We start from the raw sequence: 14,122 nt of genomic DNA on the forward strand, positions 1-14,122 counted from the left end.
CCATGAAAACCCGCCTGGCGAATCTCAAATATAGTGCATAATCTCTGACTATATACAATATAGAGAAGCGGTGTATTTACTCGCCTTAGCACTCTATTATTAATATACAAATGTAGATCAATACTCAAGATATTGATTAACGTAATAAATATCTTGAGTATACTTTTTTACGTCTTGTCGAAGCGAAGAATGTAAAACCTTTCGATATAGTCTGCTCTCTAATCGGGTGTTGGAGGTTACCGCCAACCAATGCTCGCTTCCGTTATCGGCATATTGATACTCGCAGTGACAGTGCTAGACGCATTGCTCACCGTGCTCGACGCAAATGGGCGCAGCCTGTTCTCAACGCACGCCTACCGGCTGTTTTGGTGGGTAGGCCGCCACTGCGCGAAACTACTGCCCTATCCGGTCGCGCAGCGCGCGCTGAGCATGGCCGCACCGCTGATGATCGCGCTGATGATCGTCCTGTGGGTCAGCGGGATCGTGACCGGCTTTGCGCTGATCTTCTTCGGCGGCCTGTCGGTCGGGGATTTCATCACCGGGGGCGGGTCGCAGCCGAGCCTCGCTGCTGCTTTCCGGCTCAGCTGGGTCACGCTTTCGACGATCGGTTTCGTCGAAATCAGCCCGTCGAACATGGCCTATTCGGTCGCAGTGGCGCTCGAGGCGCTGCTCGGTAGCGTGCTGCTCACTTTCTCGATCACCTACTTCCTCAGCGTGCACCGGCGGATACTCGATTACGACCGGGTGGTCGCCGATCTCCACCACCGCATGGACGGCCGCGACGATCCGCTGGAAATCGTCGCCGAGCGTTATGTCGCCGAGGATATCGACGGGCTCGAACGCTGGCTCGAGCGGTTGCATGACGGGCTGATCGGCATGCACCAGGGCCTGGCCCGGTATCCGATCGTCTATTTCTACCGGCCCCAGGAACGCGGGCGCAGCCTGCCGAAGACCCTGCAGGCGCTTGGCCGGATCGCTGACGGGCTCACCCACTGCCTGCCATCGCCGTCGCGGTCCGATACCAGCCCGGCCTTGCGCGCGCTGACCGCGGGAATGAGCGACCTGGTGGGCGATCTGCGCGAAGCCTATGTGCCGATGCCCGTGGGGCCGACACCGCAGCCGGTGTCGCGCGCCGAATTCGAAATCACGATGCGCAGCGACACTCTGCAGGGCGCGCCATCGGTCATGCGTTACCGCGAAATATGCCACGCGCTGGGTGACGTCGCCGACGCGAACGGTCGTCCCGGCGATGCCTATACCCGCTATCGCAACTGGTTCCTTGCCGATCGGCAGACCCGCGCGTTCGTCGCGGCGGTGAGCCACGATCTCGGCTATGACGAAGACCTGCGCCCGCGGCGATCGTCCTATCTGGCGGCCCTGCTCAACCGCGGGCCCAAGCAACGTCCCCAGGCGCTGCACGCCCGGCGAGCGCAGCCATGAGAATACCGATCAACTATTCGGCCATTCTGGGGCGGCTGCGGATGCGGGTCCATCGCGCGTTCTGGATTGCGCCCATGCTGGCGATTTTCGGGGCGATCGCCACTGCGGCATCGGTCGCGCGGCTGGACTTCACCACTTCCGCAAGCCTTGGCGGCGTGCTTACCACGGGCGGCCCGGTGGGAGCGCGCAATCTGGTCGAGATCGTGGCGACCACGTCGCTGACCGTGGTCACGATCGCCTTCTCGGTGACGATCGTGGCGCTGCAGGTCGCGGCAGCGCAATATTCCCCGCGAGTCCCGCGGCAATTCATCCGCGACCGCGCCACGCAGTTCGTGATGGCGGTGTTCATCTTTACCTTCGTCTACAGCCTCACGGTGCTCCGCTCGATCCACGAGGAGGAGGGGTTCGTCCCGCAATTCGCGGTGACGCTGGCGTTCCTCTTCGCGCTCGCGAGTGTCGTCGCCTTCGTTTATTTCATTCACCACATCGTCCACGCGGTCCGGATCGAGCAAGTGCTGCGGCAGGTCGAAGAGCACACCGTCGCGTCGATTTCCGCCAATTACGAAGCGCTCACCGACGACGACCCCAAACCTGAACTGCCCGACATCCCGGCACATGCGGTGCCGGTCCTCGCGCCGGCTTCGGGCATCATCCAGCGGATCAATCCCCGGCTCCTGCTGCGCTATGCGCAGAAAGAGGACCTCGTTATCGAATACACCTATCTGCTCGGCGATCAGGCGGTGATGGATACCGCGCTGGCGTGGGTGTGGACGCGGGATCCCGAACGGGAGCAGCCCGATCCCACGGGCGATTTGCGCAAGCGCGTAATCCGGTCGTTGCAACTCGGGCATGAGCGCAGCGTCCAGGCGGATGTCGCCTTCGGGCTGACCCAATTGGTTGATATCGCCCTGCGCGCGGTTTCGAGCGCAATCAACGATCCCACCACTGCTCGTGCATCGATCCGCTCGGCGGAAATCGTGCTCGTCCAGTTGTCCAAGCACCGGCTGGGAGACCGGCTGATCAAGGATGACGATGGGATCGTGCGGGTTGCAGTGCCGCGGCGGTCTTTCGGCGACTATCTCGACATGGTCGTCACCCCGCTCAGGAACACCTGCCCGGGCGACATGGCGGTCATGCTGCGCCTGTGCGAAATGCTCGAGGATGTCGGCCGCGCCGCCGCGCATCGCGCCGAGCAGCGCGAGCGGATCGCCGCGCAGATCGAACTGGTGAAGCGGGCTGCCATACGCGCCGTCGAAGAACAGGCCGACCTCGACAAGATCTTCCGCGCCGCGCATTCGGTCGAAGTCGCGCTGGCGGGAAAGCCGCCGCAGCTGTCATGACCCTGCGCCCTTCCACCAAGGTCCGCGCGGCGACGTTCTTCCTGCTCGGCGGTGTGACCAGCACGCTGTTCTACTGGATCGTGGGGCTGGCCGCTTTCCTGCTCGCGGTCATCTTCTCCGCCCGTTTCTACACCGAGGTCCTGTGGTTCGACGATATCGGCTATCTCGATGTCTATCTGACCATCGTGAAGACCAAGATCTGGATGGGGGTGGTGCCGTTCCTGTTCATGGCGGCAATGGTCGCGGGCAACATGCTGCTGGCGCACAAGCTGGCGCGGGTCGACCGGATCATTTCCGCAGACGAGCGGCGCGTGGACAGCTGGCGGCGCACGGCCGAACCCTATTTCCGGCCTATCGTGCTCACCATCGCGCTGATCTGCGGCCTGCTGCTCGCGCTGCAGACCTATCCGCACTGGCAGGACTACATCCTGTGGGCGAATGGCGAACAGTGGGGGCGTAACGATCCGCAGTTCGGGCGCGACCTCAGCTACTTCATGTTCGAGCTGTCGCTGCATGTGGCGATCAATCACTGGCTTTTCGTCTGCGTGCTGGTGGTGCTGCTGCTGACCGCGCTGACCAGCTATGTGTTCGGCGGCATCCGGCCGCAGGCCCCCAACTCGATGCTGCCGTTCCAGGTCAATCTGCATTTGTCGGCGCTCGTCTTCGCATTGATGGCGCTGCTGGGGTGGGGGATGCTGCTGCAATTGCACTTGCTCAGCTATTCCGAGCGCGGCGTAGTGACCGGGCTGGGGTTCACCGATTCCAACGCCAGCCTGCTCGCCTACAAATTCGTCGCCGCGGCAGTGGTTGCCGGCTTCGTGATGTTCCAGGTCAACATCCGCCGCCCCGGCTACATCATCCCGACTGCGATCATCGTGTACCTGATCCTCGTCGGCCTCTCGATCGTGCGGTTCTATCCCAACCTGTTCCAGCTGATCATCGTCGAACCGCAGGAGCTCGAACGCGAGCGGCCCTATATCGAGGACCATCTCCAATTCACCCGCTACGGCTTCGCGCTCGACCAGGTCGAACGCCGCACCGCGTCGATTGCCGAAACGGGCGATCTGCAGGCAATCGCAGGCGACCGGCGCCTGCTTGAATCCCTCCGGCTGTGGGATCCGGCCACGCTGCTGATCAATTTCCGCGAATTGCAGGCGTTCCGGGCCTATTTCGACTTCACCGACATCGATGTCGATCGTTACCGCATCGACGGCGAATTGCAGCCGGTCATGATCGCGGCGCGCGAGGTCAATACCGAGAATCTGCCCGAGCATTCGCGGCGCTGGCAATCCGAACGGATGATCTACACGCATGGCTACGGTCTCGTGTCGGCATCGGCGGTCGAATCGACTCCGGCAGGCCTGCCGAAATTCCTCTCGGGCGATGCGCCCAGCGCCGGGATGGGGCCGCTGTTCGTACGCTATCCGCAGGTCTATTTCGGCGAAAATTCGCCCGATTTCTCGATCGTCGGGACCAAGACGATCGAACTCGACCGGCCGCAGGAAGGGCGCAGCTTCGCCAAGCACGATTACGCTGGCGGGCGCGGGGTTCCGATCGACGGGCTTGTTCCCCGACTGCTGTTCGCCACCCGGTTCTGGGACCTGCGGCTGGCGTTGACGACGCTGCTGGGGGACGACAGCCGCATCCTCTTCCACCGTAATGTGCGCGACCGGGTCAAGCGCGTGGCACCGTTCCTCGAAGTGGATTCCGACCCCTATCCGGTCGCCGCCGACGGAAGGATCAAATGGGTCATCGACTGTTACACGACCAGCGACATGATGCCCTATTCCAAGCGGGTGAACCTGGGCGATCTGTCGCAGGTCTTCCAGGGCAAGCAGGAGGATTCCGGGATCATCCCAGCGGAGTTCATCCGGCTGCTGGAACGGCGCACGCAGCGCGCGAACTACGTGCGCGGCAGCGTCAAGGCGATCGTCGATGCCTATGATGGCAGTGTGACGCTGTACGTCACCGACCCGGACGACAAGCTGCTCCAGACCTGGCGCCGCGCCTTTCCCGATGCTTTCACACCGGTCGAAGAAGCCAGTGCCGAGATCAGGGCACATTTCCGCTATCCGCAGGACCAGTTCCAGATCCAGTCGGTGATCTGGGCGGATTATCACATGCGCGCGCCCGACGCCTATTATGCGCGGGAGGGTGCCTGGCAGATCCCGCAGGACGCCAATTTCATCTCGCTGCGCCGCGAACGCGCGCGGCTCGGCCACGAACAGCGCAATGCCGACCTGCGGCCCTATTGGCTGAAGACCCGCTTTCCCGGCGAGGACGACGCCGAATTCGCGATTGTCCAGCCGTTCAGTCCCGAAAGCCGCAACGTCCTGTCGGGCTATCTGGTCGGGGGCAGCGACGGCGACCGGTTGGGGCGGCTGACGTCCTACGAATTCGCTCCGGACACGACGGTTGTGGGGCCCTCGCAGGCGCAGGCGCGGATCGATCAGGATCCGCGGATCTCGGCATGGATGACGCTGCGAATGCAGTCCGGTTCGCGCGTCTCGCGCGGCAAGCTGCTGACCGTGCCGCTCGACAATGCAGTGCTCTATGTCCAGCCGCTGTTCGTCCAGGCGGACAAGTCGAGCGTGTCCGAACTGCTCGGAGCCCAATTGTCCAGCGTTCCCGAACTCAAGCAGGTGGTCATCGTCTTTGGCGACCGCGTGCTCATGCGCCCCACGCTGAAAGGGGCGGTCGCCGCCCTGTTCGAAGACGAGGGCGAAGGCGCCGCGCTCGATCAGGCAGCTGGGGATACCGAAACACCCGCTTCCCCCCAACCGACGCGCAGCAACTAGGCGAGAAAGGCCCAGCCATGCTTACGATCATCCTCATCCTGGTCATCGTGGTCATCCTGGCCAGCCTGATCGTCGCCACCCTGCGGCGCCATGACAGCAACAACTATTTCGATCAGGATCGCCAGCCGTTTTACGCCGAGCCCGACGAGCTGGTCGATTGCGGCCTGCTGTATTCGCAGAAGGACTACGAAGGCAAAGAGGCGCATACCTATACCGTAACCCCGGCGGGGGAGGCCGGGCTGCGGGCGTGGCTGCGCGAACCGACCAACGATCCCGGCTTCCTGATGCGCAATTACGCCGGGATCGTCGAACGGCGCGACCCGCTCGAGGTGGCCCGCAGCCGGCGCCCCATCCATGCCGCGCGCAAGGCCGAATACGAACGTCTGGAGCAGTTGCTCGTGAACCGGCCCGAGTGGCGCTACGCGCTCGCCGCCAGCCGGCTGGGCATACGCTTCGAACGTGCCTGCCTGACCTTCTGGAACGATGTCGCGAACGAGAATTCGGCCGAGCGCCGCGACCAGAGCGAAGCGGAGTAACCCCATGCTGCTCATCATCCTGATGATCGCCTGCATCCTCGTCCTGCTTGCCTATCTGGTGGTCACCGTCAGGCGGCACGACCGGAACGCCTATGCCGATCGCGAGCGCGACCCCTTCTACAGCGAAATGGCGCGGCTCGCGGCGGCCGGGCTGCTTTATGAGGAAGAGGAACGTAGCATCGGGCGGCAGCGCCATTCGTTTATCGTGACCCCCGCAGGCGAAGCCGTGCTGCGCAACTGGATGCGCGAGCCGATGAACGAACCGGGCCTGCTGCGGCTGTATTTCGCAGGCATTGTCGGCCCGGCCGATGTGGTCGCCCTGGCGCGCGAACAGGCGGCCAAATGTACCGAGCGGCTCGCGAAATTCGACCGCGTCGACGAGCTGTTCGGCCGCAAGCAGGGCTGGGAGGATGAGCGCGCGCATCTCGAGCTGGGCCGACGCTTCGAAACCTTCTGCCTCGAATTCTGGGAGCGGCAGGTCGACCAGCCATTCAACGCCCATCTGTTCGCCGACGACGGCGGCGAGAACGAGGACCCGGGCACGGACGAAAAGGAACCGCGCACTGGATCCAAGCAAGACGACACCGGCTCCGCCGACCGATCCGACGCGGATTAGGGCCCCGCCCGCGATTCCCACTGCAAAGGAGGAAACCATGAAGAAGCTCAACACCTTGGCCGCGGCGACAGCCGTATCGGCGTTAAGCGCAGGATATGCGGCCGGTGCACCATCAGCCGCAGCTGCGCAGGATGGCGGCGCAAGCGGCTCCGGGTCGCTGGTCGAACAGGCCGACGCCGTGACCCGGGAGACCAGCACCGCCGAAATCGTCCAGCGCTCCGACCAGTCGGGTACGTTGGGCGAAGTGACGGCGATCGAGCTGTTCACCGGCCGGCAGCTACAGCCCGACCCGGCCCGCGGCATCTTCCAGAAGGCGCGCGGGGCGACGGCGCGGATCACCTATTTCGGGGTCGATAATGCCGCGGCTATCCGGCAGAGAGATGCCATCGGCGACGGGGCGGATGGATCCTCGGCCACGATCAGCCTTGGCAACGATAGCGCCCCGGCCACAGCCAGCACCGCCTATATCGATCAGCGCGGCGACAAGGGCGTGGTCGACATGCGACTTCAGGGCGACGCAAATTTTGCGGTGGGGATCCAGCGCGGCAATGCCGATGGCAGCGCCAGCGGTGCGGAGCAGACCCATACGCTCGCCGGACACGACCATCGCAGCGAAATCGTCCAGGATGCGAGCAGCACATTGGCCGACGTAACCCTGTCGCAGGGCGGAGGCAGCACGGGCTTGGTGCGCCAGGCACAGCCTGGCTCGAAGGCATCGATTGCGATCAAGAACGGCACCGGCAGCCGCGCAGTTCTGGTCCAGACCGGTAGGGGCCGGGGGAATGCAGCCGATGTCGATATCGATGGCAGCAGCAATGACATCGATATTGCCCAGCATGGCGATGACGGCGGGCATGAAGCGAGCGTGGCGCAAGCCGGGGAGAATTCGCAGGTGGCACTCGTTCAGCAAGGCAAGGCCGGGAATGTTACTACAATCGATCAGAACGGAACCGATGGCAGCGCCGTGGTGCGGCAGGACAACTCGCCGCGCAACAAGGCGCAGATCGATCAGGCCGGTGCGGGATCCGTAAGCCTGAAGGGGCTGATCGAGCAGAGCGGTTCGGGCGGCAACAATGCGGCCGACATCGATCAGACGGGCAGCACACATAGCGCTATCGTGCGGCAGCGCGGTTCGGGCGGGGGCAGTGTCGCCGGGATCGACCAATCAACCGACGATACCGACGAGAACGAAGCGACGGTCGAGCAGGTGGTCGATGCCGGTTCGGGGACGGACGCCGTCGATATAGACCAAGGTGGCAGCGCCAACCGGGCCATGGTTCAGCAAGAGCGCAGCGCAGGAGGTACCGGGAGCAATGCCAGCGTCACGCAGCCGGGGGGACGGGTGCGCGCGACGATTGTCCAGAACGGGCCAGCACTGAAAGCCCAGATCGACCAGAACGGCAATGCCAACGAAGGCGAAATCAGCCAGCAAGGCATGGGTACCGCAGGTGAAGCGTCCATCAAGGCCGGTAGCGGAACCGACAATAACCTGGCCCGGATCCTGCAGGACACCGGCGGCTCGATCGGGGCAATCGACCAGACGTCACCCAATAACAAGGCGACGATCGAGCAGGCCAATGCCCAGCCCCAGGCGGGAACTGTCGAGGCCGATATCGACCAGGGCGGGGGAGTGCAGAATACCGCAGCGATCGCGCAAGCGGGTGGCGGGACCGGGCGCAGCGCGTCGCTGGCCCAGTCGGGGCGCGAAAATCACGGGGAGATCGACCAGTCGGGCGCTGCGAACGGCATTACCGCCAACGTCCAGATGGCCGGTGATCTCAACACGCTGCGGCTGACCCAGAGCGCTCAGGGCAGTGGCAACATTCAGGCCGACCTCAAGCAACAGGGTGACGAAAACACGATCACCTGGGAGCAGCGCGGCAGCGAACTGGGGGCCAGCGTGACGCAGCAAGGTTCGGGAAACGCGGTCGAGGTGACTCAGTCGGGTACCGGCTACGATGTCAGCATCACCCAGAACGGCGACAACAACAGCCTGCGGATCACCTATTCGGGCCCGTCCGAGGGCGGGGGCGGTTTTACGGTGGTCCAGAACGGCGGCGAGACCCGTCATGCAGACTAGCCTCTGGCTGATCGGCGCAAGCGTACTCGCAGCGGGGCCGGCAGGGGGTATCGATTGCGGCAGCTGTACGAGCGGCTATTGCAGCGATGCCGGTGCGGCGCGCGAAGGTATGCTGGTCACCCGCAGTGCGACGATCACCTTCGCTCTCGCCGAAGACGAACTGCGCCTGATCGTCCGCCACCGCGGGTCGAACGCACAGACTGTTCTCGATCTACCCTATCCCGAGCCGAAGATGCCTCTCGAAAGTGGGGAGCGCGAAGCGGGCAGGCCATGTGACGAGCCCGCTGGCTAAAGCACCGTTCCGGGGGGCGCGCACCGAGCTCAGCCCGCTCGGCAATTCCGCGGCTGAAGGACAAGTGGCGGAGACGGAGGGATTCGAACCCTCGATACCCGTTACCAGGTATGGCTCCTTAGCAGGGAGCTGGTTTCAGCCACTCACCCACGTCTCCGCATGTCGCAGGATCGGGCATGCCCGCTGCGAGGGGCGCGCTATAGCCATGGCTTTGCGGGCCTTCAAGCGGAGTTTTGCATACCGGTGCAGACAACGGCCCAACCCCTGCAGCGACTCGGTTCGCCGCATTTCCGATTCGGTTCATCGCCGTTTCATTGCCGCGCCGCTCTAAGAGGATTCTTCTCACCGCGCAGCTATCTGCGCACGCGCCGCCGACACGGAGGGATCGATGACCAAATTTACACGCATATGGCCGCATCTTGGCATGGCGCTCGCCGCCTTCGGGATGGCGGCGGGCCCGCTCGCCGCGCAGGTCGAAACGATCGACCCCGACAGCGCGATCGACGGCGATCTGGTCGAGCAGCCGGGCGACCAGCCGGTCTATGGCGAGACTGGGACCACGCCCAGCTATGCGCCGCCCCCGTCCACCGACGGGACCGATCCGGCCTGGACCGACCCGGCGCAAGCCGATCCGGTCCAGACCGATACCGGGCAACCGCAATGGTCCGAGCAGGCGGCCGAAGCGGCCGCCGGCGATGCAGTCGACGGCGCGGTGGTCGACGATCCCACGACGACCTATCGGGAAGATGATCTCATCGGCGCGGCCGAAGGCGTGTTCGGCAAGGGCGCCGAAGGCGTGGCCAAGATGATCCGCGGCCTGCTGGACAAGCAGGGCGAACCCAATGGCTATATCGTCGGCCGCGAGGCAGGCGGGGCCTTTATCGTCGGCGCGCGTTATGGCTCGGGCACGCTCTACCACAAGATCGAAGGCGAATTGCCGGTGTACTGGACGGGTCCCTCGATCGGGCTCGACGCCGGGGCCAATGCCGGCAGCACCTTCGTGCTGGTCTACAACCTCTACGATACCGAAGAGCTGTACGAGCGCTATCCGGCGGGCGAGGGTCAGGCCTATGTCATCGGCGGGCTCACCGCGAGTTATCTGCGCAAGGGCGATGTCGTGCTGATCCCGATCCGGATGGGCGCGGGACTGCGTCTCGGCATCAATGCAGGCTATATGAAGTTCTCCAAGGAGCACCGCTGGCTGCCCTTCTGAGCAAGGGCAAACAAGCCGCCCTTCGGATCGCCCAACCATAATTCGCGCAGGCACGGGGCCGCGACGGGATTTCCTGTTGCGGCCCTTGGCATATCGGGCGATGAGGCGCGCATGCTTGACCAACTCGAAGCCCAGTCTCCCGACGCGCTGCTCGCGCTCATCAAGATGCATGCGCAGGACGCGCGCGAGGACAAGATCGACCTCGGCGTGGGCGTCTATCGCACCAATGACGGCGCGACGCCGGTCTTCCGTTCGATCAAGGCGGCGGAACAGCGGCTGGTCGATACGCAGGATTCCAAGAGCTATCTGGGGCCCGAGGGCGACACCGGCTTCGTCGATGCGCTCAAGCCCTATATCTTCGGGAAGGACGCCACGATGGGCGGGCGGCTCGAAGGCATGCAGACCCCGGGCGGCACCGGCGCGGTGCGGCTGGCGGTAGCGCTGGCCAAGGCGGCGGGGGTGACGCGCATCCATCTCGGTGTGCCGAGCTGGCCCAACCATGCGCAGATCCTGCAGGACGTCGGGGTCGAGACCACCACCTTCCACCATGCCAATGCCGATGGCACCGCCGATATCGACGCGCTGCTCGAGGCGATCGGCAATGCGCGCGCGACCGATGCAGTCCTGCTGCATGGCTGCTGCCACAACCCCACCGGGGTCGATTACACGCAGGAGCAGTGGGGCCGGATCGCCGATGCCTTTGTCGAAAGCGGCGTCCTGCCGATCCTCGATGTCGCCTATCACGGGCTGGGGCAGGGGCTCGATGAAGACATCGCCGGCGTGCGTCAGGTGCTCGCCAAGGTGCCCGAGGCGCTGGTCGCCTATAGCTGCGACAAGAATTTCGGTCTCTACCGCGACCGCGTGGGTGCCTTCTACATGATTGCGCGCAGCGCGGCCGACCTGCCCGCGATCGTATCCAACGCCAATGCGCTGGCGCGGGCCAATTGGTCGATGCCGCCCGATCATGGCGGCGCGGCGGTGCGCACGGTGCTGCGCGACGAGGAACTGACCAGCCAGTGGCTCGACGAACTGGGCGAGATGCGCGCGCGCATGCGCCGCGTCCGCGAGCGGCTCGCTGCCGCGGATAACGAAGTGCCCAGCCTCAACCTTGCCGCGCTGGGGCAGCAGAACGGCCTGTTCGCCATGCTCCCCCTGTCGCGCGAGCAGATTGCGCAACTGCGCGAGGAGCACGGCATCTACATGGCCGGTTCGGGCCGCATCAACGTGGCCGGTCTGCACGAAGGCAACACGCCCCGCTTCATCGCCGCACTGGCGGACGTCACGAACGCGTAAATGGACCGCCAGCCGACTCTCGAAACCGAGCGGCTGGTGCTGCGTCCGCTCGCCGAGGTCGACCGCGAGGCGCTCTACGAAATCGCCTCCGATCCCGCGGTCTGGGAACAGCACCCGATCCATGACCGCTGGCGGCGCGAAGTGTTCGACACCTTCTTCGACGAAGGGCTGGCGAGCGGCGGCGCGCTGGCAGTGGTCGACAAGCGCGATGATGGCGTGATGGGTTCCACCCGCTTCGACAAATACGATGCGGATGAGGGCGGGGTGGTCGAGATCGGCTGGACCTTCCTCGCGCCGCGCTGGTGGGGCAAGGGCATCAATCCCGAGATGAAGCGTGCCATGCTGGCTCATGCCTTCGAACATGTCGCGCTGGTCGAGTTCCGCGTGGGCGATACCAATTACCGTTCGCGCAATGCGCTGGAAGCCATCGGCGCGGTGCGCACCGAGCGCTATGAACTGGAAAAGTACCAGGGCAAGCGCGTGGTCCATCTGGTCTACGAGATCGACCGCGACGGCTTCGCGGCTGGCCCGCTGAGCTGATGTAGGACAGGTGTAGGACTGCCGCGGGCAAGTCCTGTCACATGGACCGCATGTTACACGGTCCAGGCGAAGAAAACGCCGGGCTGCAGCGGGGCTTGCGCAACGGGCAAAACGGCAGGGGCGAGACGGCTGCGGCATCCTGCGGGTTCGAGCAGAATTCGCCCGAGTAGGAAAATCGGCACGCTTCGCTTTTCATTCGCCGATAGCGCGGTTATTGCGAGCGCTTCTCAAAAGGAGGAATCACCCTATGCGTAAGCTGGTACTTGCCGCCGCCCTTTCGGGCACCATGCTCACTCTCGCCGCCTGCTCGGGCGCTGCCGAAGAAACGGCAGAGCCGGCCGACACCGCCGAAGTCGAAACCATCGACGATGCCGCTGCCGCCGAAACCGCCGCAGTGCTGGATGCCAACACCGCGACTGCCGAACAGCTTGCCGGCGTGGAAGGCGTGAGCGAGGAACTGGCTGCCGCGATCGCGGCTGGCCAGCCCTATGCCAGCGTGACCGATCTCAACACCAAGCTGCTCGAAACGCTGAGCGCCGAAGAAGCTGCGGCCGTTCTCACCAATGTCTTCGTGCCGGTGAACCTCAACAGCGGCACCGAGGAAGAGATTCGTCTCATCCCCGGCATGACCGACAAGATGGTCCATGAATTCGAAGAATACCGTCCCTATGCCGACATGGGCGTGTTCGATCGCGAGATCGGCAAGTATGTCGACGAAGCCGAAGTCGAACGGTTCAAGAACTACGTCACTCTCTGAGCGCGCTGTAGCGCAATCCTGACGATCTCGATCGCGGCCAGGATCCCGGTGTGGATCCAGGCCGTGGTCGGGTCGAAAGCCGACCATACCCAGTGCAGGAAGGTGAGGATCGCCGCCGGATAGACCAGCCGGTGCAGGCGCTTCCAGCCGCGCTTCATCATCCGCACCGAAAAATCGTTCGAGGTCAGCGCCAGCGGCACGAACAGCGCCAGCGCCGCCCAGCCTGCCAGCATGTAGGGGGTGGTGAATTCCGCCAGCACATATTCGGGCGAACCCTTGCGCACGACATAGATCGCAGTGTGCAGCGCGGCATAGGCGAAGCTGGCCACGCCGATATCGCGCCGCCGGCGCATCAGCCACAGGGTCCAGCCGCTGCGCCGGAACGCCAGCCGCAACGGTGTGACCGCGAGCGTCGCCATCAGCAGCCATGCGGCCCAGTCGCCGCTATCACCGATCGCATGACCATAGCCATATTGGTCGGGCGTGGTCGACCAGCGCAGCCCGATCCACAGCGCGGGCAGCGCCAGCACCAGCCACAGCATCGGGCGCGATCGCTTGAGGGTCGATAGCACTGGGGAAATCGCCGCGCCTGTCAGCCGGCGAGGCTCTGCATTCGCTTGAGATAGCGCGCCAGAACGTCGATCTCGAGATTGACCGTATCGCCTTCGGACAGGTCGCCGAGCGTGGTCACTTCGCCGGTATGCGGGATGATGTTGAGCGCGAAGCGGACCTCGCCGCTGGGTTCGTCCTCGACCGTATTGACCGTTAGCGAAACCCCGTCGACCGTGATCGAGCCTTTTTCAGCGACGAAGGGCGCAATATCCGCGCCCGCGAGGATTTCGAGCCGGGTCGAGCCGCCGATATCCTCGGCCAGCGCCACCCGCCCGACCGCATCGACATGCCCGGTAACGAGGTGCCCGCCCAATTCGTCGCCCAGGCGCAGCGCGGGTTCGAGGTTAAGCCGCCGATCTGCGCGCCACTGGTCCTGCGCGGTGCGGCTGACGGTCTCGCCCGAGACATCGACCGCGAACCACGCATCGCCCTCCTGCCCGCCTTTCTCGACCACGGTCAGGCAGACGCCCGAGCACGCGATCGAGGCACCGATATCGATCCCCGCCGGGGCCCACGGGCAGGCAATGGTGACGCGCAAGTCGCCCTTGTCCGCGACTGCGCTGATGGTGCCGATGGCGGTGACGATTCCGGTGAACATGTGTGCT

At 64.4% G+C, this 14,122-nt stretch carries 13 protein-coding genes and 1 tRNA gene; 11 read left to right on the forward strand and 3 right to left on the reverse strand.

The features are described 5' to 3' along the window. The first annotated feature begins 285 nt into the window (after window positions 1-285). From V6B15_RS01950 to V6B15_RS01980, 7 genes are all read left to right on the forward strand, one after another. A complete protein-coding gene (locus V6B15_RS01950) occupies window positions 286-1,440 on the forward strand; it encodes a hypothetical protein (protein ID WP_334199825.1) in 1,155 nt (384 codons plus the stop codon). Further along, window positions 1,437-2,780 (forward strand): DUF2254 domain-containing protein, encoded by a 1,344-nt coding sequence (locus V6B15_RS01955; protein WP_334199826.1) that lies wholly within the window; start codon window positions 1,437-1,439, stop codon window positions 2,778-2,780. The genes V6B15_RS01950 and V6B15_RS01955 overlap by 4 nt, the downstream gene beginning before the upstream one ends. Then, window positions 2,777-5,578 (forward strand): UPF0182 family protein, encoded by a 2,802-nt coding sequence (locus tag V6B15_RS01960; protein WP_334199827.1) that lies wholly within the window; start codon window positions 2,777-2,779, stop codon window positions 5,576-5,578. The genes V6B15_RS01955 and V6B15_RS01960 overlap by 4 nt, the downstream gene beginning before the upstream one ends. Before the next feature lie 17 nt (window positions 5,579-5,595). Next, the gene (locus V6B15_RS01965; RefSeq protein WP_334199828.1) at window positions 5,596-6,114 is read left to right on the forward strand and encodes a hypothetical protein; all 519 of its coding nucleotides are present in this window, start codon (window positions 5,596-5,598) and stop codon (window positions 6,112-6,114) included. Between the two features lie 4 nt (window positions 6,115-6,118). After that, window positions 6,119-6,730 (forward strand): hypothetical protein, encoded by a 612-nt coding sequence (locus V6B15_RS01970; protein WP_334199829.1) that lies wholly within the window; start codon window positions 6,119-6,121, stop codon window positions 6,728-6,730. Between the two features lie 1,765 nt (window positions 6,731-8,495). After that, window positions 8,496-8,810, forward strand: coding sequence for a hypothetical protein (locus tag V6B15_RS15025; RefSeq protein WP_442969020.1), 315 nt, complete (start codon window positions 8,496-8,498; stop codon window positions 8,808-8,810). Then, entirely contained in the window at window positions 8,800-9,102 is a 303-nt protein-coding gene (locus V6B15_RS01980) for a hypothetical protein (RefSeq protein ID WP_334199831.1), read from the forward strand. The genes V6B15_RS15025 and V6B15_RS01980 overlap by 11 nt, the downstream gene beginning before the upstream one ends. Window positions 9,103-9,167: 65 nt before the next feature. Here the strand turns inward: V6B15_RS01980 and V6B15_RS01985 are convergent. Continuing rightward, window positions 9,168-9,259 (reverse strand) — tRNA-Ser (locus V6B15_RS01985). Between the two features lie 231 nt (window positions 9,260-9,490). On the opposite strand from V6B15_RS01985, the gene V6B15_RS01990 reads away from it, so the two are divergent. From V6B15_RS01990 to V6B15_RS02005, 4 genes are all read left to right on the forward strand, one after another. Then, on the forward strand, window positions 9,491-10,315 hold the full coding sequence (locus V6B15_RS01990; protein WP_442968993.1) for a DUF1134 domain-containing protein: 825 nt from the start codon (window positions 9,491-9,493) through the stop codon (window positions 10,313-10,315). A 111-nt stretch (window positions 10,316-10,426) separates the two neighbouring features. Further along, window positions 10,427-11,608, forward strand: a complete 1,182-nt coding sequence (locus tag V6B15_RS01995; protein ID WP_334199832.1) for an amino acid aminotransferase — start codon at window positions 10,427-10,429, stop codon at window positions 11,606-11,608. Beyond that, window positions 11,609-12,148: a GNAT family N-acetyltransferase gene (locus tag V6B15_RS02000; RefSeq protein ID WP_334199833.1), complete on the forward strand. Its 540-nt coding sequence runs from the start codon at window positions 11,609-11,611 to the stop codon at window positions 12,146-12,148. Between the two features lie 247 nt (window positions 12,149-12,395). Next, window positions 12,396-12,905, forward strand: coding sequence for a hypothetical protein (locus tag V6B15_RS02005; RefSeq protein ID WP_334199834.1), 510 nt, complete (start codon window positions 12,396-12,398; stop codon window positions 12,903-12,905). On the opposite strand, the gene V6B15_RS02010 is transcribed toward V6B15_RS02005, so the two are convergent. Both V6B15_RS02010 and V6B15_RS02015 read right to left on the reverse strand, forming a co-directional pair. Next, a complete protein-coding gene (locus V6B15_RS02010) occupies window positions 12,890-13,477 on the reverse strand; it encodes a sulfite oxidase heme-binding subunit YedZ (protein ID WP_334199835.1) in 588 nt (195 codons plus the stop codon). The genes V6B15_RS02005 and V6B15_RS02010 overlap by 16 nt on opposite strands. A gap of 20 nt (window positions 13,478-13,497) precedes the next feature. Then, the gene (locus tag V6B15_RS02015) at window positions 13,498-14,115 is read right to left on the reverse strand and encodes a riboflavin synthase (RefSeq protein ID WP_334199836.1); all 618 of its coding nucleotides are present in this window, start codon (window positions 14,113-14,115) and stop codon (window positions 13,498-13,500) included. Window positions 14,116-14,122: the final 7 nt, after the last annotated feature.

Source organism: Qipengyuania sp. Mu-71, assembly GCF_036867055.1.
GTDB lineage: Bacteria > Pseudomonadota > Alphaproteobacteria > Sphingomonadales > Sphingomonadaceae > Qipengyuania > Qipengyuania profunda.

Bases quoted from the DNA above. Each gene is read 5' to 3' on its own strand.
- V6B15_RS01955 (WP_334199826.1), top strand. From the start codon at position 1,437: ATGAGAATACCGATCAACTATTCGGCCATTCTGGGGCGGCTGCGGATG.
- V6B15_RS01960 (WP_334199827.1), top strand. From the start codon at position 2,777: ATGACCCTGCGCCCTTCCACCAAGGTCCGCGCGGCGACGTTCTTCCTG.
- V6B15_RS01965 (WP_334199828.1), top strand. From the start codon at position 5,596: ATGCTTACGATCATCCTCATCCTGGTCATCGTGGTCATCCTGGCCAGC.
- V6B15_RS01970 (WP_334199829.1), top strand. From the start codon at position 6,119: ATGCTGCTCATCATCCTGATGATCGCCTGCATCCTCGTCCTGCTTGCC.
- V6B15_RS15025 (WP_442969020.1), top strand. From the start codon at position 8,496: ATGGCCGGTGATCTCAACACGCTGCGGCTGACCCAGAGCGCTCAGGGC.
- V6B15_RS01980 (WP_334199831.1), top strand. From the start codon at position 8,800: ATGCAGACTAGCCTCTGGCTGATCGGCGCAAGCGTACTCGCAGCGGGG.
- V6B15_RS01990 (WP_442968993.1), top strand. From the start codon at position 9,491: ATGACCAAATTTACACGCATATGGCCGCATCTTGGCATGGCGCTCGCC.
- V6B15_RS01995 (WP_334199832.1), top strand. From the start codon at position 10,427: ATGCTTGACCAACTCGAAGCCCAGTCTCCCGACGCGCTGCTCGCGCTC.
- V6B15_RS02000 (WP_334199833.1), top strand. From the start codon at position 11,609: ATGGACCGCCAGCCGACTCTCGAAACCGAGCGGCTGGTGCTGCGTCCG.
- V6B15_RS02005 (WP_334199834.1), top strand. From the start codon at position 12,396: ATGCGTAAGCTGGTACTTGCCGCCGCCCTTTCGGGCACCATGCTCACT.
- V6B15_RS02015 (WP_334199836.1), bottom strand. From the start codon at position 14,115: ATGTTCACCGGAATCGTCACCGCCATCGGCACCATCAGCGCAGTCGCG.